This window comes from Sphingobacterium sp. HMA12 (genome assembly GCF_002933815.1).
Taxonomy (GTDB): domain Bacteria; phylum Bacteroidota; class Bacteroidia; order Sphingobacteriales; family Sphingobacteriaceae; genus Sphingobacterium.
Genome location: NZ_BEYR01000005.1, coordinates 223,632 through 245,957, shown reverse-complemented (window position 1 = coordinate 245,957; position 22,326 = coordinate 223,632). Strand labels below are relative to the sequence as shown.

The 22,326-nt window shown below is 37.5% G+C and carries 23 protein-coding genes; 18 read left to right on the top strand and 5 right to left on the bottom strand.

The window, feature by feature from the left end; genetic code table 11:
* From nrfD to HMAT_RS22020, 14 genes are all read left to right on the top strand, one after another.
* A partial coding sequence (nrfD, locus tag HMAT_RS27495; protein WP_233789511.1) for an NrfD/PsrC family molybdoenzyme membrane anchor subunit occupies window positions 1-705 on the top strand: 705 nt, incomplete at its 5' end.
* Between the two features lie 6 nt (window positions 706-711).
* A complete protein-coding gene (locus HMAT_RS22080) occupies window positions 712-1,248 on the top strand; it encodes a DUF3341 domain-containing protein (protein WP_104385006.1) in 537 nt (178 codons plus the stop codon).
* On the top strand, window positions 1,232-1,870 hold the full coding sequence (locus HMAT_RS22075; RefSeq protein ID WP_371412060.1) for a cytochrome c: 639 nt from the start codon (window positions 1,232-1,234) through the stop codon (window positions 1,868-1,870). Before HMAT_RS22080 ends, HMAT_RS22075 begins: the two co-directional genes overlap by 17 nt.
* A 19-nt stretch (window positions 1,871-1,889) precedes the next feature.
* On the top strand, window positions 1,890-3,125 hold the full coding sequence (locus tag HMAT_RS22070; protein ID WP_104385004.1) for a quinol:cytochrome C oxidoreductase: 1,236 nt from the start codon (window positions 1,890-1,892) through the stop codon (window positions 3,123-3,125).
* A gap of 43 nt (window positions 3,126-3,168) precedes the next feature.
* A complete protein-coding gene (locus HMAT_RS22065; RefSeq protein WP_104385003.1) occupies window positions 3,169-4,506 on the top strand; it encodes a cytochrome c oxidase subunit II in 1,338 nt (445 codons plus the stop codon).
* 28 nt (window positions 4,507-4,534) lie between these two features.
* Window positions 4,535-6,406 (top strand): cbb3-type cytochrome c oxidase subunit I, encoded by a 1,872-nt coding sequence (locus HMAT_RS22060; protein ID WP_199768735.1) that lies wholly within the window; start codon window positions 4,535-4,537, stop codon window positions 6,404-6,406.
* Window positions 6,407-6,486: 80 nt separating this feature from the next.
* Window positions 6,487-7,530, top strand: coding sequence for a heme A synthase (locus HMAT_RS22055; protein ID WP_104385001.1), 1,044 nt, complete (start codon window positions 6,487-6,489; stop codon window positions 7,528-7,530).
* A 73-nt stretch (window positions 7,531-7,603) separates the two neighbouring features.
* Window positions 7,604-8,509 carry a heme o synthase gene (cyoE, locus tag HMAT_RS22050; RefSeq protein ID WP_104385000.1) on the top strand — a complete coding sequence of 302 codons (906 nt, stop codon included), beginning with the start codon at window positions 7,604-7,606 and terminating at the stop codon, window positions 8,507-8,509.
* A complete protein-coding gene (locus HMAT_RS22045) occupies window positions 8,509-9,090 on the top strand; it encodes a cytochrome c oxidase subunit 3 (protein WP_233789507.1) in 582 nt (193 codons plus the stop codon). The genes cyoE and HMAT_RS22045 overlap by 1 nt, the downstream gene beginning before the upstream one ends.
* Before the next feature lie 9 nt (window positions 9,091-9,099).
* Complete coding sequence (locus tag HMAT_RS22040; RefSeq protein WP_104384998.1) at window positions 9,100-9,846, top strand: cytochrome c oxidase subunit 3; 747 nt, start codon at window positions 9,100-9,102, stop codon at window positions 9,844-9,846.
* 27 nt (window positions 9,847-9,873) lie between these two features.
* The gene (locus HMAT_RS22035; protein WP_104384997.1) at window positions 9,874-10,251 is read left to right on the top strand and encodes a cytochrome C oxidase subunit IV family protein; all 378 of its coding nucleotides are present in this window, start codon (window positions 9,874-9,876) and stop codon (window positions 10,249-10,251) included.
* A gap of 12 nt (window positions 10,252-10,263) precedes the next feature.
* Window positions 10,264-10,992, top strand: coding sequence for an SCO family protein (locus tag HMAT_RS22030; protein ID WP_104384996.1), 729 nt, complete (start codon window positions 10,264-10,266; stop codon window positions 10,990-10,992).
* Between the two features lie 7 nt (window positions 10,993-10,999).
* Complete coding sequence (locus tag HMAT_RS22025) at window positions 11,000-11,545, top strand: DUF420 domain-containing protein (protein ID WP_104384995.1); 546 nt, start codon at window positions 11,000-11,002, stop codon at window positions 11,543-11,545.
* Between the two features lie 20 nt (window positions 11,546-11,565).
* Complete coding sequence (locus tag HMAT_RS22020; protein WP_104384994.1) at window positions 11,566-12,021, top strand: ABC transporter ATPase; 456 nt, start codon at window positions 11,566-11,568, stop codon at window positions 12,019-12,021.
* Window positions 12,022-12,209: 188 nt separating this feature from the next.
* Here the strand turns inward: HMAT_RS22020 and HMAT_RS22015 are convergent, their stop codons facing one another.
* The 3 genes from HMAT_RS22015 to HMAT_RS22010 all read right to left on the bottom strand — a co-directional run bounded on the left by HMAT_RS22015 (window position 12,210) and on the right by HMAT_RS22010 (window position 12,930).
* Window positions 12,210-12,392, bottom strand: coding sequence for an ATP-binding protein (locus HMAT_RS22015; RefSeq protein ID WP_371412059.1), 183 nt, complete (start codon window positions 12,390-12,392; stop codon window positions 12,210-12,212).
* A gap of 41 nt (window positions 12,393-12,433) precedes the next feature.
* On the bottom strand, window positions 12,434-12,577 hold the full coding sequence (locus HMAT_RS27825; RefSeq protein WP_158656050.1) for a hypothetical protein: 144 nt from the start codon (window positions 12,575-12,577) through the stop codon (window positions 12,434-12,436).
* A gap of 89 nt (window positions 12,578-12,666) precedes the next feature.
* Window positions 12,667-12,930: a hypothetical protein gene (locus HMAT_RS22010; protein ID WP_158656049.1), complete on the bottom strand. Its 264-nt coding sequence runs from the start codon at window positions 12,928-12,930 to the stop codon at window positions 12,667-12,669.
* Window positions 12,931-13,350: 420 nt separating this feature from the next.
* Here HMAT_RS22010 and HMAT_RS22005 point away from each other — a divergent pair, with 420 nt between their 5' ends.
* From HMAT_RS22005 to HMAT_RS21990, 4 genes are all read left to right on the top strand, one after another.
* Window positions 13,351-15,537, top strand: a complete 2,187-nt coding sequence (locus tag HMAT_RS22005; RefSeq protein WP_233789505.1) for a peptidase domain-containing ABC transporter — start codon at window positions 13,351-13,353, stop codon at window positions 15,535-15,537.
* 7 nt (window positions 15,538-15,544) lie between these two features.
* Window positions 15,545-16,834: an HlyD family secretion protein gene (locus HMAT_RS22000; protein ID WP_104384991.1), complete on the top strand. Its 1,290-nt coding sequence runs from the start codon at window positions 15,545-15,547 to the stop codon at window positions 16,832-16,834.
* Between the two features lie 378 nt (window positions 16,835-17,212).
* Window positions 17,213-18,838, top strand: a complete 1,626-nt coding sequence (locus HMAT_RS21995; protein WP_104384990.1) for a vitamin K epoxide reductase family protein — start codon at window positions 17,213-17,215, stop codon at window positions 18,836-18,838.
* Window positions 18,839-19,058: 220 nt separating this feature from the next.
* Window positions 19,059-20,179 (top strand): IS3 family transposase gene (locus tag HMAT_RS21990; RefSeq protein WP_371412057.1). Its coding sequence is split into 2 segments (ribosomal slippage): window positions 19,059-20,073 and window positions 20,073-20,179, totalling 1,122 coding nucleotides; the frame shifts between segments, so codons are not numbered across the junction.
* A gap of 44 nt (window positions 20,180-20,223) precedes the next feature.
* Here HMAT_RS21990 and HMAT_RS21985 read toward each other — a convergent pair.
* Window positions 20,224-21,129, bottom strand: a complete 906-nt coding sequence (locus HMAT_RS21985) for a glycosyltransferase (RefSeq protein WP_104384988.1) — start codon at window positions 21,127-21,129, stop codon at window positions 20,224-20,226.
* Window positions 21,130-21,233: 104 nt separating this feature from the next.
* A complete protein-coding gene (locus HMAT_RS21980) occupies window positions 21,234-21,962 on the bottom strand; it encodes a glycosyltransferase (RefSeq protein WP_104384987.1) in 729 nt (242 codons plus the stop codon).
* Window positions 21,963-22,326: the final 364 nt, after the last annotated feature.

Sequence of the window (22,326 nt, the reverse complement as noted above, 5' to 3'; positions counted from 1 at the left end):
CCATATTTCGTGGCAGGTGCGATCTTCTCCGGTTTCGCGATGGTACAGACTCTATTGTTGATCTTACGTAAAGTAATGAACTTTGAGAACTACATCACGATGTTCCACATTGAGTCGATGAATATCATCATCATGACAACGGGTTCTATCGTTGGTGTGGCTTACTTAACAGAGTTATTCATTGCAATGTACTCTCGTTCAGAATACGAAATGTATGCTTTCGAGAACCGTATGTTGGGTCCATACGCTTGGGCGTACTGGTCAATGATGACTTGTAACGTAATTTCTCCACAGTTATTCTGGTTCAAAAAAATCCGTACAAGTATTCCGATCTCATGGATCTTATCTATCGTGGTAAATATCGGTATGTGGTTTGAGCGTTTCGTAATTATCGTGACTTCATTGCACCGTGATTACTTGCCTTCATCTTGGGCAATGTTCTACCCAACTTGGACAGACGTAGGTATCTTTGTAGGTTCAATTGGATTATTCTTTACGTTATTCTTGTTGTTCTTACGTTTCTTGCCAGGTATCGCGATTGCCGAAGTTAAATTGTTGTTGAAATCATCATCATTACAACACAAAACGAAATTGGCTCAGGAAGGTGCATTCCCTGCAGAGCAAGTGGAGTACTTCCAGGAATCATTGGAAAAATATGATTCAGTGACAGAAGAAGAGATTAAAGAATTATCAGTTAGAAAATAATCAGCAATGAGCAATACAAAATATATATTAGGTAGTTTTGCGGATCCGGATGACATGATGCATGGGATCGACAAATTGCAAGCAAACAATATAAGTATTTATGACTGCTTTACTCCGATGCCTATCCACGGCATCGAAGCGAAGTTAGGTGTAAAACCTTCTCGCTTGCCTATCGCAGCATTTTGCTTTGGAGCATTAGGAACGACATTGGGTTTTAGTTTATTGTATTATACGATGGTATACGATTGGCCGATGAATATCGGTGGTAAGCCATCTTTTGCAATGCCAAACTTTGTTCCTGTAACATTTGAGGTTACCATCTTATTGTGTGCTTTGGGTATGGTTGCTACATTTTTCTTCCGTAACCACTTGTTCCCGGGACGTGCTCCACGTGTGATGGACTTGCGCGCAACAGATGACCGTTTCATCCTTGCAGTAGATGCCAAAGAAAATGCAGACCACGCTTTGATCGATAGCTTATTGAAAGAAGCCGGTGCTGTTGAAGTTAAGTACAATGATAGAAAATATGTTAGCTATGAATAAGAAGAATTTACTTGGAACTGTATGCGCAGCTGTAGCATTGACAGCACTTGTTTCTTCTTGTGGTGATAAAACAACTCGTAGTACAGGTTTGGAGTTTTCTCGTAACATGTACGATCCGCTTGCGTTCAATCCAGATCAACCTAACGCGAATTTTGCTGATGGAAAAACAGCACAAACTCCGCCTAAAGGTACAGATCCTATTGGATTCACCCGTTTCGAGTATGCCAATACATTAGAGGAATACGAACGTGCCGGAAGAGAAGTTAAGAATCCTTTGGTAGTCAATGCAGAAAACCTTGAAAAAGGAAAAGCCTTGTTCACCACCTACTGTTCCGTATGTCACGGAGTAGAAGGTAAAGGGGATGGACCGCTGACGAAAGATCGTAGTGTAACTGATTCTAGAGGTACTCGTCAATTAGAGAACTTTCCGCCGCCACCATCTTACCATAGAACAGATGCGGCAAACTCTTCGCGGGGTGGTTTGATGGCTGACTTGACAGATGGTAAAATTTACCATACGATTTATTACGGACACAACTCCATGGGATCGCATGCATCTCAGTTATCTCCAGAAGAGAGATGGAAAGTTGTTATGTATGTTCACGAATTACAAAAGAAATAATCTAACATCAGATATATAAATGGGAACTCACAGTCATCATCACGATTATAATTTCAACGAGCGATACGAGTTTGCTGGCAAAGCTAAAATGTTCAGTATTATCGCTGTTGTACTAGGCGTAGCTGCTGTAGCTATCGGGTTGCTTTCGGGCGATCACGTTACTGTAGAGCGTACATACGCCAACTTGTTATTGATGGGTTATTACTTTACATGTGTGTGCGCAGCTGGAGCTTTCTTCGTTGCCTTGCAATATGTAACACAATCTGCATGGTCTGCAGGTCTGGTACGTATACCTCAAGCTATGGCAAGTACCCTGCCTATCGCGGCACTCTTGTTAGTGGTTATTGTTGGATTGGGTCTATCTACACATAATCTTTACCACCATTGGCATGGCGAAGGTTTGTTGGATCAAAATAGCCCAAACTATGACCCTATTATTGAAGGAAAGTCTGCATACTTAAATGTACCTTTCTTTTTATCTCGTCAAGTTATCTTTTTAGGTATTTATAGCATTTTTGCTTTGATCCTTGCAAAGCTTTCATACAAAGAGGATTTAGAAGGCGGTTTGACTTCTTATAAAAAGTCATTTAAATTGTCTGCCATCTTCTTGGTTATATTTGGATTTACAACACCAATTTGGGCATTCGATACAATCATGTCCTTAGAGGCACACTGGTTTTCGACAATGTTCGGATGGTATAACTTCGCAGCAATGTGGGTGAGCGGTATCTGTTGCATTACCATTATCGTTGTTGTATTGAAGAAAGCGGGCTATATGAACTGGGTAAACGAAAATCATTTACACGATTTGGGTAAATTGATGTTTGGTTTCTCTATCTTCTGGACTTACGTTTGGTTTGCACAATTCATGTTGATTTGGTATTCGAACATTCCTGAGGAAACAGTTTATTTCTACAAACGTTGGGAACCTGAATACAAACCTTGGTTTTGGTTGAGTATTATCATTAACTTTGTGTCTCCATTGCTTATATTGGTGGATCGCGATGCGAAACGTAAACAAAACGTGATGTTGTTCGTAGCGATTCTATTGTTGGCAGGTCACTGGCTTGATTATTATATCATGGTTATGCCAGGTACTGTTGCCGAACATAGAGGATTTGGTATCATTGAAATCGGAACTGCACTTGGTTTCTTAGGTTTGTTCATCTTTTTAGTGATGAGTAAATTAAGCAAACAAGCCTTGGTGCCTAAAAATCATCCTTTCTTGGATGAGAGTTTACATCACCAGATATAGTTTCACTTTTAAAGGAAGGTTACGTAAAAACGTTATAAAAGAAATGAGCTTTAAATTAAATAATAGATTCAAATCCATCTCGGGTTTTGTGCTTGCGCTAGGGCTGCTTTTTGCAAATCCTATTCTTGCAAGTCAACAAGATACAGTAGCATCTGATTCTGCTAAAGCGGCGACTACAGCGGTAGCTGCCCCTGCAGCAACGGATTCGGTTGCAAAAGATACAACAGCGGCAGCAGGTACTGCTGCTGTTGCATCTGCTAGCTCTGCTACAGAAGCTAGTGCAGCTACTCCTGCTGTTGAAGAAGTGAAGCAAATAGACCCTCAGGTTTATAAAAACTTCACATATTATGTGTTATTGTTCTTAGTCGTTTGTACAATCATTGCTGTGATTGGCAAGGTACTTTCGATCTACGAATTGACACGAAAAATGAACGGTAGATACAATCCATTTGCGAATAATACATTCCAATCGGCATTGTTGTTTATCTTCTTGGTTGTTTTCCTTTACGGTGTGTATTGGTCTTATGTACATTGGGGAGCAGCATACTGGAGATCTGCGGTGACAGAACATGGTGAGCGTATTGATACCATGTTTATTATCACAACAGCAATTACAACATTTGTATTGGTTATTACACATATCCTGTTGATGACTTTTACATTTTTGTACCGCATGCGTGCAAAACGTCAAGCGTATTATTATCCGCATAACAATGCGATTGAGAAACTGTGGACAATCGTTCCTGCTGTAGTTTTGACAGTATTGGTATTGTTCGGTTTCTTTACTTGGAGATCAATTACAAATGTTCCTGAGGATCTTCAAAAATCTGCATTACAAATTGAGGTATTGGGCGAGCAGTTTCAATGGAATGTGCGTTACCCTGGTACAGACGGCGTTATTGGTAAACGTAATTACAAAATGACGACGCCAACAAATCCTTACGGTATCGATTTTAATGATAAAAATTCATGGGATGATATTCAAGGTTCTGAGATTTGGTTACCTGTAAACAAACCAGTTCGTTTCCATATCGTTTCAAAAGATATTATTCACTCTTTCTTTATTCCGGATTTCCGTGTTCAGATCAATGCGGTACCAGGAATGACCAACTATTTCCAATTCACACCTACTGTAACAACAGAAGAAATGCGTGATCGTTTGGGAGACTACAACTATGATTTTGTGATGTTATGTAACAAGATCTGTGGATCTGCTCACTGGAACATGCAAAAGAAAGTGGTGGTTGTAACTGAGGCACAATATAAAGAGTGGTTAGCTAAACAAAACAAATATTTTACTGAAGACCTACAAAAGGAATTCAGTGGTAAGACGGCTAACGTAAAAAAGGATAGCGTACAAGTTACAGCATCTTTGAACTAATTAAGAATTTTTGAATATAAAATCGAATATGTCAAGTACAGTAATATCGCATAGCGCTGAACATCACGATTCGCACGGACATCATCACGAGGAATCATTCATCAGAAAGTATATCTTTTCTGGTGACCACAAGATGATTGCCAAGCAATTCTTGATCACTGGTATCATCATGGCAGTTTTTGCGATGCTTTTATCAGTATTATTCCGTATCCAATTAGCATGGCCGGATAAAGAATTCCCTATATTAGAAGTATTCTTGGGTAAATGGGCTGAAGGTGGCCGTATTAAGCCGGAGTTTTTCCTTTCTTTGGTGACCATTCACGGTACTGTCATGGTATTTTTCGTGTTGACAGCAGGTCTATCGGGTACATTTAGTAACTTATTAATTCCATATCAGATCGGTGCGCGCGATATGGCGTCGCCTTTTATGAATATGTTATCTTACTGGTTGTTCTTCATCGCATCAGTTATCATGGTTGCTTCTTTCTTTGTGGAGAGCGGGCCTGCTTCTGCTGGTTGGACAATCTATCCGCCACTATCGGCTGTACCAACTGCGATCGCTGGATCTGCAACAGGTATGACCTTATGGTTGGTGAGTATGGTTCTATTCGTCGCTTCACAGTTGATCGGTGGTATCAACTATGTAAGTACGATCTTAAACATGCGTACAAAAGGTATGGATCTTTGGAAAATGCCTTTGACAATCTGGGCATTCTTCTTAACTGCAATCGTGGGTATGTTGTCATTCCCGGTATTAGTATCGGCAGTTGTTCTTTTGATTTTTGACCGTGCCGCTGGTACGTCATTCTATTTGTCTGACCTGGTTGTACAGGGACAGATTTTACCTAACGAAGGTGGTTCTCCAATTTTGTTCCAGCACTTGTTCTGGTTCTTGGGTCACCCTGAGGTATATATCGTTGTTATGCCAGCTTTAGGTTTGACATCTGAAGTTATCGCAACAAATTCACGTAAACCAATTTTCGGTTACCACGCCATGGTTTACTCGTTGATCGGTATTACTGTATTGTCATTTATCGTATGGGGTCACCATATGTTTGTGACAGGTATGAATCCGTTCTTAGGTGGTGTATTTATGATCACAACATTGATTATCGCCGTTCCTTCTGCTGTTAAGGCATTTAATTACTTAGCTACGTTATGGAAAGGTAATATCCGCTTTACGCCAGCAATGATGTTTGCTATCGGCTTGGTATCTTTCTTTATCTCCGGTGGTTTGACAGGATTGTTCTTAGGTAATGCGGCATTAGATATCAACTTGCACGATACGTATTTCGTTGTAGCCCACTTCCACTTGGTTATGGGGTCTGCATCAATCTTCGGTATGCTTTGTGGTGTTTACCACTGGTATCCTAAGATGTTTGGTCGTATGATGAACACGAAATTGGGTTATTTACACTTCTGGTTGACTTTCGTAGGTGCTTACCTGGTATTCTTCCCAATGCACTTTATGGGTATTGATGGTGTGCCTCGTCGTTACTATGCATTCACCGAGTTTGCTTTCATGGCAAAATGGGTTTCTGTGAACCAATTGGTTACTTGGGCGGCTATTATTGCTGCTTTGGGTCAGGTTGCATTTTTGTGGAACTTCTTCTACTCGATCTTCTTCGGTAAGAAAGCGCCTCAAAATCCTTGGCAGTCAAATACCTTAGAATGGACTACTCCGGTAGAGCATATCCATGGTAACTGGCCAGGCGAAATTCCAACAGTACACCGTTGGCCTTACGATTACAGTAAGCCGGGTCATGATGAGGATTTTATCCCTCAAAGTGTTCCTTTCTCTGAAACAATGAGCTCGAATTTGCCTCATGATTTTGAAGGAGATGAGGAAGCAGAGCGTATCCAGGCAGAATGGAATGCTCAAAATGGTAGAAAAGACTAATAAGATTTAGTGGAATAGAGTAGGGTTTGTACCTACTCTATTTTATACAAGTTTGTATTTTAAGAGGTAGGGGTAGTATTATGTTTCCAGCTGCTGAAAAGCGATTTATAAAGACCAATTTTATTACGATTATCGTATTGTTTATGGTCATTATTGCTGGGGGTGTTGTCAGAAGTACGGGTTCCGGCATGGGATGTCCAGATTGGCCAAAATGTTTTAACCGTATTATTCCACCCACAGATATTTCCCAATTACCACAAGGATACGAACAGCATTATATTGAAGGAAGAGCAAAAAAGAATGAGCGTTTCGCCAGGATTGTTGAATTTTTTGGTGATAAAGAAATGGCTTACAAGCTCCGTACAGACAAAAGTATTCTGCAACATGAAGATTTTAATGTAGCGAAGACCTGGACAGAGTACATCAATCGTTTGGTGGGCGTTATTTCTGGCTTTTGCTTGTTGTTTACAGCGATTTATTCCTTCACATATATAAAATCAAAAAGTTCGATTGTTGTTTGGTCAGTGGTTAATCTTTTTGTTGTGGTCATTCAGGCCTGGTTAGGTTCGATCGTTGTATCGACCAATTTGATGCCATGGATTATCACTGTACATATGCTCTTGGCGTTAGTAATTGTTTGTATTAGTATTTACACTTACTTTAAAGCAGTTACGTTGCGCGATAAGACCATATTGGTTAATCGTTCTTTAGGCGTATTGAAAGGTCTGGCATTGGCATCAATTTTATTGATGTTAACGCAAGTGATCGTCGGAACGGGTGTTCGGGAGGAAGTCGACTTATTGACTGGTTCTACGATTGACCGTGCTGATTTTATAACAACCATCGGCCAGCAATTTGAAGTGCATCGGTGGTTGGCATATTGTTCTTTGATTTTAGTTATTGTATTATTCTTTTTGGTCCGCACAAGTTTCAATACAGGATCTAAGCAATTTAAATTTGCTTTTATCGCATTGATCCTCGTAGGTATCCAAATGCTATCAGGAATTATCTTAGCTCGATTTGCAATACCTGCATTTGCACAGACAACACACCTTGTTGTTGGGACACTTTTATTTGGTGCTCAATTTTACCTGTTGTTGCTGTTGAATAAGCAAAGGCATTAATTTTGAAATTCGGGATGTTTATGTTTAAAAGTTCGTGTTTGAATACACTGGTAGTAGGAGGTCTCTTTTAATTATGAAAGAATTTATTTCAGATTTCAAAAAGCTCGTTAAGTTAAGACTTACATTGACGGTGGTATTTTCCGCGTCGATTGCTTTTCTGATAGGATCAAAACAACAGGGTGAAATATTCTGGGTCAATTGGTTGTTCTTGACCGTAGGTGGTTTTCTGGTCACAGGTTCCGCCAATGGTTTTAACGAGATCATCGAAAAAGACTTGGATAAGTTGATGAAACGTACGGAGGATAGACCGTTACCTTCTGGTCGGATGACAACAGGGCAAGCTTTGGTATTGAGTGTCTTTATGGGCATACTGGGTACTATGGTATTGGTTCGGTTAAATTTTGTCGCAGGCTTATTGTCGGTTTTTTGTATCCTACTTTATGCATTTATCTACACACCCTTAAAAAGAAAATCACCAATAGCCGTTTTTGTAGGGGCTTTTCCGGGCGCATTTCCACCGTTAATTGGTTATTATGCTGCCTTTTCACAGGATGACTTGGCCTATTACAGTGGACACAACGAAGCTGCAATTATTATTATTCCCTTTGTTTTGTTCGCGATTCAGTTTTTATGGCAATTTCCACATTTTTGGGCAATTGCCTGGGTTGTGGATGACGACTATAAATTAGCTGGTTTTAGGTTGTTGCCAACGACAAAACGTGATAAGATATCGGCCTTTATGGTATTCATCTCGGGATTATTAATGGTTCCTGCAGGATTTATACCTTATTATTTTGGCTTTGGTGGGATTTGGTTTACGATAGTGTCCGTCATTGGTGGATTGATGTTTGGGTATTATGGCTATTTGCTATTTAAGAATTGTGATATTCCTTCGGCAAAGAAAGTGATGTTTACCTCGTTCATCTATTTACCTGTTACACAACTCGTATTATTGCTTAACTTTATTCCGTTGAAATAATGTTAGATATAAATACACAGACTGACGAGAAGTTAGTACAGAGAAAAGCCCAGAAATTCAACCTTTGGTTGGGGATGTTGGGGATGTTCATGATGTTTGCTGCCTTATCCAGTGGTTTCATTGTATATACAGCAAGTGGCGTGGACAAAGGAATCAAGACATTGTTGCCAGATACTTTTGTGTACAGCACAATCGTGATCGTGGTGAGCAGTCTTACGATGTTTTTAGCACATAAAGCCGCTAAAAATGGTGATTCTTCCAAACAGAAGTTATTATTAGTAGTCACTTTTGTTTTGGGTATCGTGTTTTTTGCATTGCAGGTACATGCTTGGAATGTGTTAACTGAGCGAGGTGTTTATTTTGTGAATAACAATGCATCTCAATCCTTTATCTACATTTTTACAGGAATGCACTTGGCGCATATTATTGCGGGTTTGATCGTTTTGATTGGCGCGATTATAGGAGCGAATAAGCTTTCTAAGGACGGCAATCTTTTCCGCATGGATCTTGCCAGTATTTTTTGGCATTTTCTCGATCTTTTATGGATTTATATATATGTTTTCTTACTTTTGAATCAATAATAGTAAACAATGAGTACAACAGTATCGCAATTGGATAAGGTAAAAACTGGTCCATGGAATGGTGGAAAATCACCTTGGAACTTAGAGTATGGAAAAATCATGATGTGGTTTTTCTTGGTAGGGGATGCCTTCACATTTTCTGCATTTTTGGTGTATTATGGAGCACAGCGGTTTTCTCATGCCGCTTGGCCTGATCCTGATAAGGTTTTCCAGTCGATTCCAGGTATTACAGATTCAGGTCAACCTTTGGTTTTCGTCGGTTTGATGACCTTTATTTTGATCATGTCTTCCGTAACAATGGTGTTGGCTGTAGAGGCCGGGCATCGCAATTCGAAACAAGAGGTTGTTAAATGGATGTTGTGGACCATTTTAGGTGGTTTGATGTTCGTTGGCTGTCAGGCACTCGAGTGGACTCACTTACACCATGAAGGTTTTTGGTTCGGTCGCAACCCTGCAACAGATATTGCTACGCATATGCAAGGGGATAATGTCGTTGAAAAATTAGGTCACTTTTTTACAGGCGATGTATCTTATACTTCTGCTTTGCAATTTGCTAACTTATTCTTTACGATTACTGGTTTCCACGGTTTCCACGTATCAGTAGGTATTCTTTTGAATATCATTATTTTGTGTATGACATTAAACAATACGTTCGAGAAACGTGGTTCATATTTAATGATTGAAAAAGTAGGTTTGTATTGGCACTTTGTCGACTTGGTATGGGTATTCGTATTTACGTTATTCTATCTCGTTTAATTGCTGTAATATTAATTCAAGAAAGTTATGTCACATTATCAAGATAATATTGCTCATGGAGAGCACGCTCATGAGGGCGGATTGGATAAAAAAGGTATTTGGAAAGTATTTGGAGTGTTATTGGCACTTACTTGCCTAGAGTTTTTAATTGCTTTGGGTTTTGTACACCATTGGCAAATATTGGCCAAAGGAACTTTTGTCAATGCTCTTTATATAGTCTTAACGCTGGTTAAAGCTTATTATATCGTTGCTTACTTTATGCACTTAAAATTTGAAAAATCGAGTTTTATCGTAACCGTAGGCATCGTCTTTATTTTTATTATTTATTTTATTATCCTTTTATTGGACGAAGGAAATCATTTAGGTCAAGCTTTTCAAGAGCATCAATTGTTTCCAAATAAATAGATAAGGTGAATAATGGATAATAATACTGGACAAAAGAAAGGTATTAAAACAATATTGATCCTGGCAGTAATTCTTTTATTGCCAGGATTTTTATATTTTATACTAAATAAAAGCGGTTCCAATAGTTACGCTTCTCTTCCGATATTTGGTAAGAAGGAAGTTCCGGGAACAACGCACCGCAAATGGGGACGGGATATCCCCGATACGATCTATCATACTGTCCCACCTGTGGATTTCGTGAATTATGACGGTAAGCCTGTACGCTTATTGGGTAGTGATACGACCTTATCAGTAGTGCATTTGATGTATTCAAGGGACGCTTCTTTATCACGGACGATGGTGAAAAAGCTGGATCAGATTGCGAATCGTTTTATTCAGAACAAAAGAGTAAAATTGTATTCCATCACAGTGGATACCAGTTACGATACGCCGGAGGTATTGGCAAAATATGTTAAAGTTTACAAACCCTGGACCAAATCTTGGTTTTTTGTGACAGATCCTGCTGTGGATATCTTTAAATTTGCCAAAGAGAGCCTATTACAGGATGCATTGGTCAACAAGGATAGTAACAAGCCATTTATTATTGGTTCGAATTATCTGTTGCTTGACACCAAAGGTCGGATTCGGGGAGTATACGACATTAATGTAAAAACAGATGTAGATCGTCTAGAGGACGAAATTAAGCTGCTGTTGGTGGAGGAAATTCGCAACCACCCAGCAACAATAGAACAAAAGAGATAGCAGTATTATGGAAGAGAGTCTTATTAAGGAAAAAAAGTATAGCAAGTGGATTTGGGTATTGTCTATTGTGATTCCAATAATTGTAGCCATTCTGTTTACGGTGAATTTACAAAAGTTAGGTTATAATGTGAAGCCGTTGACTTTTTTACCGCCCATTTATGCGACGATCAACGGAGTTACTGCCGTGTTGTTATTTTGGGCAGTGGCTGCAATAAAGAAGGGGAATAAAACGTTGCACGAACGTTTGATCAAATGTTGTATTGCTTGTTCCCTAGCCTTTTTGGCGATGTATGTCGCCTATCACATGACATCCATAGAAACAAAATATGGAGGTGAGGGAATTTTAAGACCAATCTATTTCTTTATATTGATCACACATATTCTCTTGTCTATTATAATCATACCGTTTGTTCTTTTTACTTTTGTAAGAGGTATTTCGGGATCTTATGCGCGACACAAAAAGTTGGCACGGATCACTTACCCCATGTGGCTCTATGTTGCAGTGACAGGCGTCATTGTTTATTTGATGATTTCACCCTATTATATCGGTTAATTTAATAAAGGAGAGTGCTTATGAAACGTATTTGGATATATCAAGCTGATCGCATCCTCACGGTTGAGGAGGGGCAACAAATCGAAGTTGAACTATCGGCTTTTGCTGAACAGTGGAAAGTTCATGGAAAGCCCTTGTCTGCTTCTGCTGAACTGCGCGACAACCTTTTTATTATTTTAAAGGTTGATGAGGATATTGCTGCGGCTTCAGGTTGCTCTGTAGATAGCTCTGTTCGTTTTCTGAAAGGTATAGAAGAAAAGTACGGGGTACAACTTTTCGATCGTATGCAATTTGCGTATAAATCGGCGAGCGGCGTCGCGGTAGTCAACCGTTCAGGTTTTGAAAGATTATTGGCCGCAGGTGAAATAAATGATAACACACTCGTGTTTGATAATACAATTACTTACGAGCATCAATTGGATAACGCTTGGGTGGTTCCTTTTAAAGAGAGCTGGCACAAAAGATTATTTGCATAGTGATCATTGCGATGGTGTGTTTTTTAGTTATTGTGGTTGTGCTTTGGTGGGAGATAAGGAAATTAAAAACAGGCTGACAAGTATAGGAATGTCGAGGTTTAGTGTCTATAATGGCGATCTTGCCCCTCTGCTGGAGATACTGCCCCTCTTGAGAGTATTTCTTAAGTCCAACTGATTACCTGACAATATTACTTCTTTTTTCTTAGACTTTCACCTTTCAGCCTAATTCGATATGAACCATGGATTAGTCTATCAAGTATTGCATCTGCAATTGTGTCTTCGCAGATTACATCATAGCAACTGGCCACAGGTAACTGACTGGCAATTGTGGTCGATGCCTTAACTTGCCGATCTAAAATAATTTCCATCAGATCCAGCCGTTGCTGCGGGCCTTATGGATTGCATTTTTTGTTCAGTTTGGGTATTTCCTTTTGTGGCCAATGGCCGAATTGTTCCGTTCCAAATTGTATAGTTTGCCGAATATCACCATAACATATTCTGCCCTGTCAGGGTCCTCCGTTATTGCATCACTGAAATATCTTCGTGCATGGGCCATACAGCATAAGCCTGAAGAAAAAACAGGTCGTAATGCGTGCAGGCATAGGCTTTGGCCATTTTTTCAAATCCGTTGAGTAGTTTTTGAAATCATTGTATGACCGCCAGTGCCATAATTGTTTGCTGCACTGCTGCTGTTATGTGTAAATTTTTTGTATCGAGACCAATCTGCTGGATTGTCAAACTGCTCTGTTTGTAACCTGTGCTATGAAGCTGCGGACGGTCATAGGCAATTGTCTCCCGGGGCGGGAGGCTACCGAAGCGGGCTCCACCACGATGATGAAGTTCGAACAAGACTATATTCCCCGATATTGATCTCAAATAGGCTCCGGCTGCCCTGTAGACTATCCACACAAGCACATTTTACAATAAAAGGGAATGGTTATGATCTTGAGTACTTTTTTTGCTTGGAGGTTGTAACGAATCAAAATGTAAGGTTGGTATCAGCAATACCAAGTTTACCGAGATGATTCAGTCCACCCGAAAGCCATTTGGCCATTAGAAGCTAAGTGGCTTTCATTAATACTTTATTTATCTCTTTCAGTTTTCGCTATTGTTAAATATGCAAAAGTTGTATATTTAATAAATAAGATTAATTTCTTAGGTTCTTGCTTTAAATAAGCTATATTACTACATAGTAACTGCATTTTCCAGGTTGGTTATATATGTTAGATATTGAATTGAATAGCGTAATCTAAACAAGAATCAGCTAACAGTAAATCTTATTGAACAAGCAATATACTAGTGTAAATGATTTAAACTAAAAGTAACAAAGTGATTTCAAAATTTCCCAATTATAAACAGATGGATATCATGGACTGTGGTGCCACTTGCCTTCGTATGATATTTAAATACTATGGTCAGTCTGTATCCATCCATAAAATTCGCAAACTCTGTCAGACAAAAAATACCGGAGTTAATTTATTGGGAATAAGTGAAGCTGCCGAAAAACTGGGTTTTCGAACTTACGGAGTTCGATTAACCTTGGAACAGCTTCAGGAAATTGAACTTCCATGTATTTTGCATTGGAACCAAAACCATTTTGTTGTATTATATAAAGTAAAACGGGATAAATACCACATTTCTGATCCTGCGCTTGGACTTGTTACTTATGACAGTAAGGAATTTGTGCAAAACTGGTATTCAGCAAAAGAACTGCATTCTGGTCTCTCACTGGTCTTAAGCCCGGGGCCCGAGTTTTATCAACTTGACGAAGAGGAGCCTGATCTATCCCTAAAATGGGGGAAGATGTTTAGATATTTTTATAAATATAAACGTCTTTTTACCCAATTGATATTGGGTATGGTGTTAGGTACTATTTTGCAATTGGTTACCCCATTCCTAACACAGTCTGTTGTCGATATCGGGATTAATACTAAAAATATTAGTTTTATCAATCTGATCTTGATCGCCCAGTTAATGCTTTTCGTTGGAAGCACTGCGGTCTCATTTATTCGATCGTGGATTCTGCTGCATATCAGTACCCGGGTGAATATCTCCATTTTGACAGATCTGTTGATAAAGATCATGAAGCTGCCCATGAATTTCTTTGACATTAAAACACATGGTGACCTTTTGCAACGCATGGCCGATCAACAGCGTATTGAATATTTCCTGACTGGTAGCACGTTAAATACGCTGTTTTCCCTTGTGAATATGTTGATATTTGGAGCCTTACTTATTGTTTATAACAAGATCATATTTTTAGTATTTTTCGCGGCAACGGCACTATATACATTATGGATTCTGGCCTTTATGAAATACAGACGGGAATTGGACAATAAACGATTTAAAATATCCTCGGAAAACCAGACTTATATGGTCGAAATGATACAGAGTATTAAAGATATAAAGCTTAATAACGCACAGAAGCAGAAACGTTGGGGGTGGGAGGCCCTACAGGCAAGGCTTTTTAAATTTAAAGTAAAAAGTCTGGCGCTCTCCCAATATCAATCCATCGGTTCTATGGGCATCAACCAGATAAAAAGTATCATTATAACTTTCATTAGCGCTAAGGCAGTTATCGATGGTGACATGACCCTAGGAGGGATGATGGCTGTTCAATATATTGTTGGTATGGTCAGTAGTCCTGTGGAATCGTTGCTCGGCTTTATGCAATCTTTTCAGGATGCTAAGATCAGTATGGAAAGGCTTAATGAAATTTATGAGACTGACGACGAGGAAGATGTGAAAAAGGATTATTTGAATAATTTGCCGGAGAAAAAGGATATTGAGATCCGTAATTTAACTTTCCGTTATTACGGGGCGGGCAATGAGCCTATTTTCAATCACTTGAACTTACATTTCCCTGCTGGAAAAACTACAGCCATCGTGGGAAACAGCGGTAGTGGTAAAACAACCATACTAAAATTATTGCTCCGTTTTTATGAATACGAGGAAGGAGAGATTCTCATCGGAGGAAAACGGTTAGAACAGTTTGATTTCTCGCTCTGGAGGGATCAATGTGGAGTTGTATTACAGGATAACTATATATATGCGGATACAATAGAACGTAATATTGCGGTCAATGAAGAGCTCCCAGATCAACAACGGTTGCATACTGCTATCGAAATCGCAAATCTAAATGAATTTGTCGCACAGCAGCCCTTTGGTCTAGCGACCAAAATCGGCACTGCTGGTAAAGGCATAAGTCAGGGGCAACGGCAACGGTTGATGATTGCCCGAGCAGTATATAAAGAACCCGAGTTTATATTTTTGGATGAGGCTACCAATTCTCTTGATGCTAATAATGAAAAAGTTATTATCGAGAATCTTGACCGTTTCTTTCAGGAAAGAACGGTAATTGTTGTTGCTCACAGGCTTAGTACCGTCAAAAATGCAGATAATATTATCATATTGGAAAAGGGAAATGTTGTTGAACAAGGCACACATGCAGAACTGACGGCGTCAAAAGGGAAATATTTCGAACTTGTAAAAAACCAATTGGAATTGGGAAATTAAAAAGACTATGAAAGAATCATCGATTATAGAATCTGATATCCATTCAGAGGATTTACAGGCTATTATTGCGAAGCCACCATCTTGGCTTTTAAGAAGAGGAATAACATTTATCCTTTTAATAGTATTGCTTATTTTGGGTATGTCCGTATTTATACGTTATCCTGAAACAGTGGAGAGTAAGATTAGATTCAATACAACAGATGCCCCAAAAATTCTTTCTGCAAAAGTAAATGGGAGTTTAGTGAAACTTTTAAAGAAAGATGGCGAATGGGTAGAAGTAAACAGCTCGTTAGCCTATCTCGAAAGTACGGCGGATCACGACCAAATTGTTGATCTATTGGATAAATTGCAGCAGATACGACAACAACCAAATGCTACTTATAATTTGGAAGCATTGAACGAACCAAAGAACCTCCATTTAGGCGAGCTACAAGGGGCCTATCAGAACTTCTATCTTTCCTATTTGAGTTATATTTCCGCGCGAGACCATGGGATCTACCAAAAACGTCGATCGGTTATCAATCAAGAAGTTATAAATTTCAAGGAGCAGTACAAGAAGAATAGCCAATCTTTTGAATTGCAGAAGCGTCAGCTTGGCCTGGCGGAGAAGGAGTATGAGAAATACAAACTATTGGCAGAAAAGAAGGTGATCAGTCCGGCTGAACTGGAGCAGAAAGAAGCTCTGTTATTGGCTAAGCGCCAGATGATCCCCCAAATGGAAAATAATCTGATCAGTTATGAAGGAAATATCCTGTCTAAAAATAAAGAACTGGCAGAAATTGAAAATCAGATCGGAGAAGAACAGAAAAAATTTATACAAGCATTAAATAGTTTTATCAGTGAGACTGAGAACTGGAAAAAACAGTATGTCATGACCAGTCCTGTCAGTGGAAAGCTAATTTATGGAGAATTCTTGCAGATAAATCAACAGGTTACAGTTGGGCAAAAATTATTCTATATCAATCCCAAAAGCGAGAAATATTACGGCGAGATATTATTGCCTCAAAATGCTTCAGCAAAAGTGAAAAAAGGACAAAAAGTTTTGATTAAAGTGAACGGATATCCCTTTGAAGAATACGGTTATCTAAGGGGGAGAGTGAAATATATTTCAGATATTCCGATCCGAGACAGTGTGTTCTTTACAACGGTTAGCCTTGATACTGCTGGAACTAATTCATTGATTCAACTTAAACCTGGTTTATTTGGAGAAAGTGAAATCATTACAGAAGATAGGTCTATTTTTAGACGTATTTGGAATAATCTGACAAAAAATCTAGATTTAAAGGAGCTAGTTTAGTTGAAAGTCATTGTACGTTTTGTAGCAAATATCTGTAGAATAGGAAGGTATTCACCCACAATTACATATTTTTTAGCGTCGCTTTAAGGCTTACCTTTGTACTTTGAATAAATAAGAAAAAAGCTATCAAAATGCAATCTTTGATAGCTCCATATAAAGGTCGAAAGTCACCTAGGTCTTTCTTTACTGTTATCCGTCTATACCAATTCGCGGTATTCATCTCAACGATTCTTTTTCTATGATGGCTTTTGTGATAAAGGTGATGTCAAGCTATAGATAATGTAAAGTAATAATCTCATTTGATTTATACTATGATAATTTAATTTGGAAAGATCGTGTAAGTATAATATCTTTATTTTAAATTATATAAACTTATTTATGGGATTCTCATTTTTTAATAAACGGCGGTCGAGCGCCTTTCTTTCAATAGAATATATATTAAATATTTTAGAAATTAGATTTACAAAAAGTAATTTAAAAACACTATTGGAAGAACATGTTGATTATCCATCTTTTTGGACGGTAAGTGAAGCTCTAAGGAAATTTGGTATTAGTAGTGCAGCAGTAAAAAAAAACAAATATGAGTATATAGATTTTGAAATACCATTTATATGTGCAATTCAAAAAAAAGATTGGGGAGACCCTGAATTTACTGTAGTTACTTGCGTTGGTGAAGATGAAATAACCTATTTAGATCCTCACAAAAATATATTAATAACAAATTCATTGAAAGAATTTGAAAGTATAGATAAGGAAGTAATTTTGTTAATAGATGGAACTGAAAAGGTAGACGAAATTGACTTTGTAAAGAATGAGAAGAGAGAGAGGATTTATAAGATGACTTCTCATATTCCAATTTATTTTTTATTGATTTTCTTTTCAAGTTGTATAATCTTTCAAGGGTTAAATTTAGACCAATTTTTTTTGCTGAGATTTGGATTATCTATGACGAGTACCATAGGATTTGTTCTATCTTTAATAATTATTTGGCATGAGATAGATTCACAAAATCCTTTTATTCGGGAGATATGTGGTGGTTTTGGACAGGGCGTGAATTGTGATGCTGTACTTTTGTCCAAAGGAGCCAAGCTTTTAGGTATAAGTTGGTCAGTGATTGGTGGAAGTTATTTCTTTTTTTTATTTACAAGTCTTTTAATTTTCAATAAACAAATCTCCATATTCTATTTTTGGGAAATTACTTCTTTTTTAGCTTCTTTTTACATTGTATATTCTATCTATTACCAATGGAAAGTCGTTAAACAATGGTGTGTTATGTGCTTAGGAATTCAGCTTGTTCTTCTGGTTAATTTATTTTTATATATAATATTTAATATTTTTGGGGGGGCTTTGGCATTTCATTGGTTAGATACAATTCTGTTAATATCATATGGAGCACTTATATTTGTACTATTTTCTTACGTTATTCCTATTATAAAGACCGCTCATAACTCTAAAGAGTATGAAAAAAGATGGAAAAGATTGAGGTATGATCCAACAGTATTCGATAGCTTATTAAATAAAAGTGCAACCATTTCTTTTCCTGTGAGTGATTTAGGAGTAATTATTGGGAATCCCGAAGCTGAACTTGAAATAATAAAAGTTTGCAATCCTTATTGTAATCCTTGTTCGAGAGCCCATTTGATTTTGGATCGTATTGTTAAAAATAGTAATAACATAAAAGTTCGAATAATCTTTACAGCATCGGGAGAGTTAAATGATAAAGCGACTTTTCCAGTTGCACATATCTTGGATCTTTATGAAAAATCTGATAAAGAAAAACTAACAATGGCATTAGATGCATGGTATTTAGACCAAGATAAAAATTATGATAGCTTTGCTTCAAGGTTTCCCATAAACGAAGATTTTAAATTGCAAATTGAAAAGGTGAAAAAAATGAACTCATGGTGTAATAAAATGAAAATACGCGCAACACCTACAATCTTTGTTAATGGAAGAGAATTGCCAGAGGGATATAAGGTCGATGATCTTGAAGAAATTCTTTGATGAGAAAAGAGTAGCGGATTCTGCCACATTATATGTCGGAAAAAAAGTATTTAAAATCATGCAAAGTGCAGAAAAATGTTTAGAATCTTTAATGGAATATCAAATTTAAATGGGAATCAATACTAAGGCATAACGATTCTGACCTCTCCCAAAAAAACTGGAGCATTTAGAAGTAGGGAATTCGGGTATGAATTACTAATTTTAAAAGGGAGGAAAAGCGATGAAAAAATCAAAGTTTACCGAAGCACAGATCGCCTTTGCGATCAAACAGTCCGAGACCGGTATCCGCGTGGAAGAGGTCTACAGAAAAATGGGTATCAGCGAGGCTACATTCTACAACTGGAAGAAGAAATATGGCTGTCTGGGCGTGTCGGAGTTACGTAAGCTTCGGCAACTGGAAGAAGAAAATGCACAGCTGAAAAAGCTTGTGGCCGATCTCAGTCTGGACAAACAGATGCTCCAGGATGTATTAAAAAAAGTTTTAAAGCCTTCGCAGCGTAGAACAATGGTTAGCGGACTCATTTCTGATTATCGAATTTCCCTACGCAGAGCATGCGAGGTATCTCTGCTGAGCACCTCAGTTTGGTTTTATAAACACAAAAGACGCGATGACGGTCCGTTACGCCTTCGCATAAAAAGCATTGCTGAAACACGTGTCCGTTACGGTATAGAACGGATCGTTGTTCTATTGAAATGTGAAGGCTGGCGCGATAATCAAAAACGGATTTATCGAATTTATAAGGAAGAAGGCTTAAATCTACGGGTGAAAAGGCCCAGACGCTGCCGCGCCGCCGCGCATCGATCCGAGAGACCGGTTTTTTCCAATTTGCATGACTGCTGGAGTATGGACTTTGTCGCTGATGCACTGTTCGATGGTAGGAAAATCCGCTGCTTAACTATAGTGGATAACTATAGCCGTAAATGCATGGCTATTGAAGTCGGACAGGGGCTTAAAGGAAGCGATGTGGTCGCTATTTTAGAAGAACTCAGGCTATTCCAGCAGACAACGCCGAGAAAAATCCAAGTTGATAACGGATCAGAGTTTGATGTTTCGAAGGAACTGGATAGGTGGGCTTACGAACATCAGGTGGAGTTAGTATTCTCCAGGCCGGGAAAACCAACAGATAATCCGTATATTGAATCATTCAATGGAAGTTTTCGGAACGAGTGCTTAAACGTACATTGGTTCCTTTCATTGGAAGATGCCAAGGAAAAAATTGAAGTCTGGAGGGTGGATACAACACCTTCAGACCTCACAGCTGTTTAAGAGATTTGACACCGGAAATGTTTATCGAAAACCAGGTCAAACCAGCGGAATTTTCTACTTTAGAATACCCCTAAATTCGGGGAGAGATCAAATACAATATATCTCTAATAAAGGAACACTATCTAATTCGGGTGTATAATCGTTCTATATTCTCAGACAAGAAACTATAAATTCTATCATTACCAAAACTAATGTGTTGAAGATCAAAATCTAATAACTTGTCTATTGTACATTGTAAAGAAGTCATGTTAATTTTACGTTGTAAAGTAAATCGGTTTAACAAAATGTCTAAGTTATCCAAATCTTGGTTGTTTAATTCCGGAAAATAGTGTAAAAAGATTGTTTTTCTGATTTCAGAAGCAAAGGCTTGCTGTTCGTCAAAAGTGCTAGTACTAATGCTCTTTTCGTGAACCCTGTAGCTTACTAAGTTCTGATCAAGGTTATATATCGGAAAGAATTTGCTGCACTGAAAGACAAAATCATAGTCAGAGGCAAATCTATAAGATTCATTATAAGTTATATTATATTTATCTAAAAATTGTCGATTAATGAAGATAGTGGATTGAAGCATATAGTTGTCTTCTAGTAATTTTATTTTAAATGTTTCATAATCAGACGGTCGCTTGATCTCATCGCTTATAACCTTATTATCTTTATCGATCAAATTATAATTGCTTCCAATAGCCCCGACCTCTTTTTTGTTTTTTAAATAGTCTAACTGTTTTTCTAGCCTATCAGGTGTAGATATATCGTCTGAGTCAAACATTGCAATATATCGTCCCCTAGATTGGCGAATTCCAAAATTTCGAGCAATATAATTCCCTTTATTTATTTTGAATTTATATAATCGAATCCTTGGATCACTATATTTTTTAATTATCGAAAAAGTTTTAATATCGGAGCCGTCAAGGATTATGATAAACTCGAAATCTTCCATTGTTTGATTTAAAATAGATTCGATTGCCATCTCTATGTAATCCGAGGCATTATAGCATGGCATAATAACTGATACTTCATTCTTCATATTTTCGGAGCTATGTTTATTTCAAATATATCCTTAGCGCAAGCAGTTTAGCTCGTAACAAGATATTTAGGATTTTGGTTGCTACCAAAATAATTGAAAAACAATTAATAAGAATTAAATTTATTTTTGTAAACCTCCAGTAAACTAGAAGGTTCAAAAGTAGTATTTTTATTAATTTTTAATCGAGTCCACATCTCATTCCATAAATGAATTGTATAGGATCTACACGAAATTGTAGGTGGATCTTTAAGAAAAAATAAATTTATTTTATCCCAATTGATTGGACAAAAAACCTCCGGTGGCTCAATATAAGGTGTACAATTATATTTTTTTAAAATTAAGTCAAATAATTTGGGGCCATATTCACCCCAATTGACGTTAGAATGTGTTTCATTTTCAATATAATCTAAAATTTCAAAAAGATATTCAGCATTGGTTGGCGATTTAATCAGAGATGTAGTAACTAAAGGATGTGGCTCATTATCCTTATAATACAATTCTGATGCAAAACGATAAGACGTTTTAAAATCTAAAAATTTAAGACAAATTACATCTAAATCTGTCCACCAACCTCCATGTGTATAAAGTAATTTATATCTAAACCAATCAGAAAAAGCGGCCCAAGAATCTGAACTGTCTAAAAAGATTTCATTTTTGGGAATTATTTGATTTGCATCCCTAATCTTAACGCCCTCAGGGATATTTTTTATTTCATCATATATATACAGATAAAAGTCATGTCCATTTTGTAGAAATGAATTGATACATAATAATTCAATTTTCGACAATGTCGATCCTATCCATAAGCTTCTGACTATATTATTATTAGGCATCTAGTATAAATTGTTTTTACAGAAACTAAATAAGTTTTAATTTCTTTTCGGAACAAAATTTCAATTATATTTTCGGTTTCTTAATAACGACTTATATTGACTATTAATTAGCAAAGGCTAATCTAACTCCCTTGGGGTACAACTAAGGTAGGATAAAATTTTTATTTTTCAAAATTTATTGATTGATAAACTTAAGTTAGGTTAACTTATTTTTACACTTGTGATTATATGTTTCTAAATAAGATGTAAAATGTTCGCTCCTAAGTCCAACCTGTCTTCATGATAATAAAAGAAAACATCCAAACAGTGAACATAGGTAAAGGTGTATCTGGTATGCTTTGGGGAGTGTTAAATATCACTACTC

Excerpts from the sequence above, each read along its gene's own strand:
- HMAT_RS22070 (WP_104385004.1), top strand. The coding sequence starts at position 1,890 with ATGGGAACTCACAGTCATCATCACGATTATAATTTCAACGAGCGATAC.
- HMAT_RS22040 (WP_104384998.1), top strand. The coding sequence starts at position 9,100 with ATGAGTACAACAGTATCGCAATTGGATAAGGTAAAAACTGGTCCATGG.
- HMAT_RS22020 (WP_104384994.1), top strand. The coding sequence starts at position 11,566 with ATGAAACGTATTTGGATATATCAAGCTGATCGCATCCTCACGGTTGAG.
- HMAT_RS21995 (WP_104384990.1), top strand. The coding sequence starts at position 17,213 with ATGGGATTCTCATTTTTTAATAAACGGCGGTCGAGCGCCTTTCTTTCA.
- HMAT_RS22025 (WP_104384995.1), top strand. The coding sequence starts at position 11,000 with ATGGAAGAGAGTCTTATTAAGGAAAAAAAGTATAGCAAGTGGATTTGG.
- HMAT_RS22055 (WP_104385001.1), top strand. The coding sequence starts at position 6,487 with ATGTTTCCAGCTGCTGAAAAGCGATTTATAAAGACCAATTTTATTACG.
- HMAT_RS27825 (WP_158656050.1), bottom strand. The coding sequence starts at position 12,577 with ATGGCCCATGCACGAAGATATTTCAGTGATGCAATAACGGAGGACCCT.
- HMAT_RS22000 (WP_104384991.1), top strand. The coding sequence starts at position 15,545 with ATGAAAGAATCATCGATTATAGAATCTGATATCCATTCAGAGGATTTA.
- HMAT_RS22080 (WP_104385006.1), top strand. The coding sequence starts at position 712 with ATGAGCAATACAAAATATATATTAGGTAGTTTTGCGGATCCGGATGAC.
- HMAT_RS21980 (WP_104384987.1), bottom strand. The coding sequence starts at position 21,962 with ATGCCTAATAATAATATAGTCAGAAGCTTATGGATAGGATCGACATTG.
- HMAT_RS22060 (WP_199768735.1), top strand. The coding sequence starts at position 4,535 with ATGTCAAGTACAGTAATATCGCATAGCGCTGAACATCACGATTCGCAC.
- HMAT_RS22065 (WP_104385003.1), top strand. The coding sequence starts at position 3,169 with ATGAGCTTTAAATTAAATAATAGATTCAAATCCATCTCGGGTTTTGTG.
- HMAT_RS22045 (WP_233789507.1), top strand. The coding sequence starts at position 8,509 with ATGTTAGATATAAATACACAGACTGACGAGAAGTTAGTACAGAGAAAA.
- HMAT_RS22035 (WP_104384997.1), top strand. The coding sequence starts at position 9,874 with ATGTCACATTATCAAGATAATATTGCTCATGGAGAGCACGCTCATGAG.
- HMAT_RS22075 (WP_371412060.1), top strand. The coding sequence starts at position 1,232 with ATGTTAGCTATGAATAAGAAGAATTTACTTGGAACTGTATGCGCAGCT.
- cyoE (WP_104385000.1), top strand. The coding sequence starts at position 7,604 with ATGAAAGAATTTATTTCAGATTTCAAAAAGCTCGTTAAGTTAAGACTT.
- HMAT_RS22030 (WP_104384996.1), top strand. The coding sequence starts at position 10,264 with ATGGATAATAATACTGGACAAAAGAAAGGTATTAAAACAATATTGATC.
- HMAT_RS21985 (WP_104384988.1), bottom strand. The coding sequence starts at position 21,129 with ATGAAGAATGAAGTATCAGTTATTATGCCATGCTATAATGCCTCGGAT.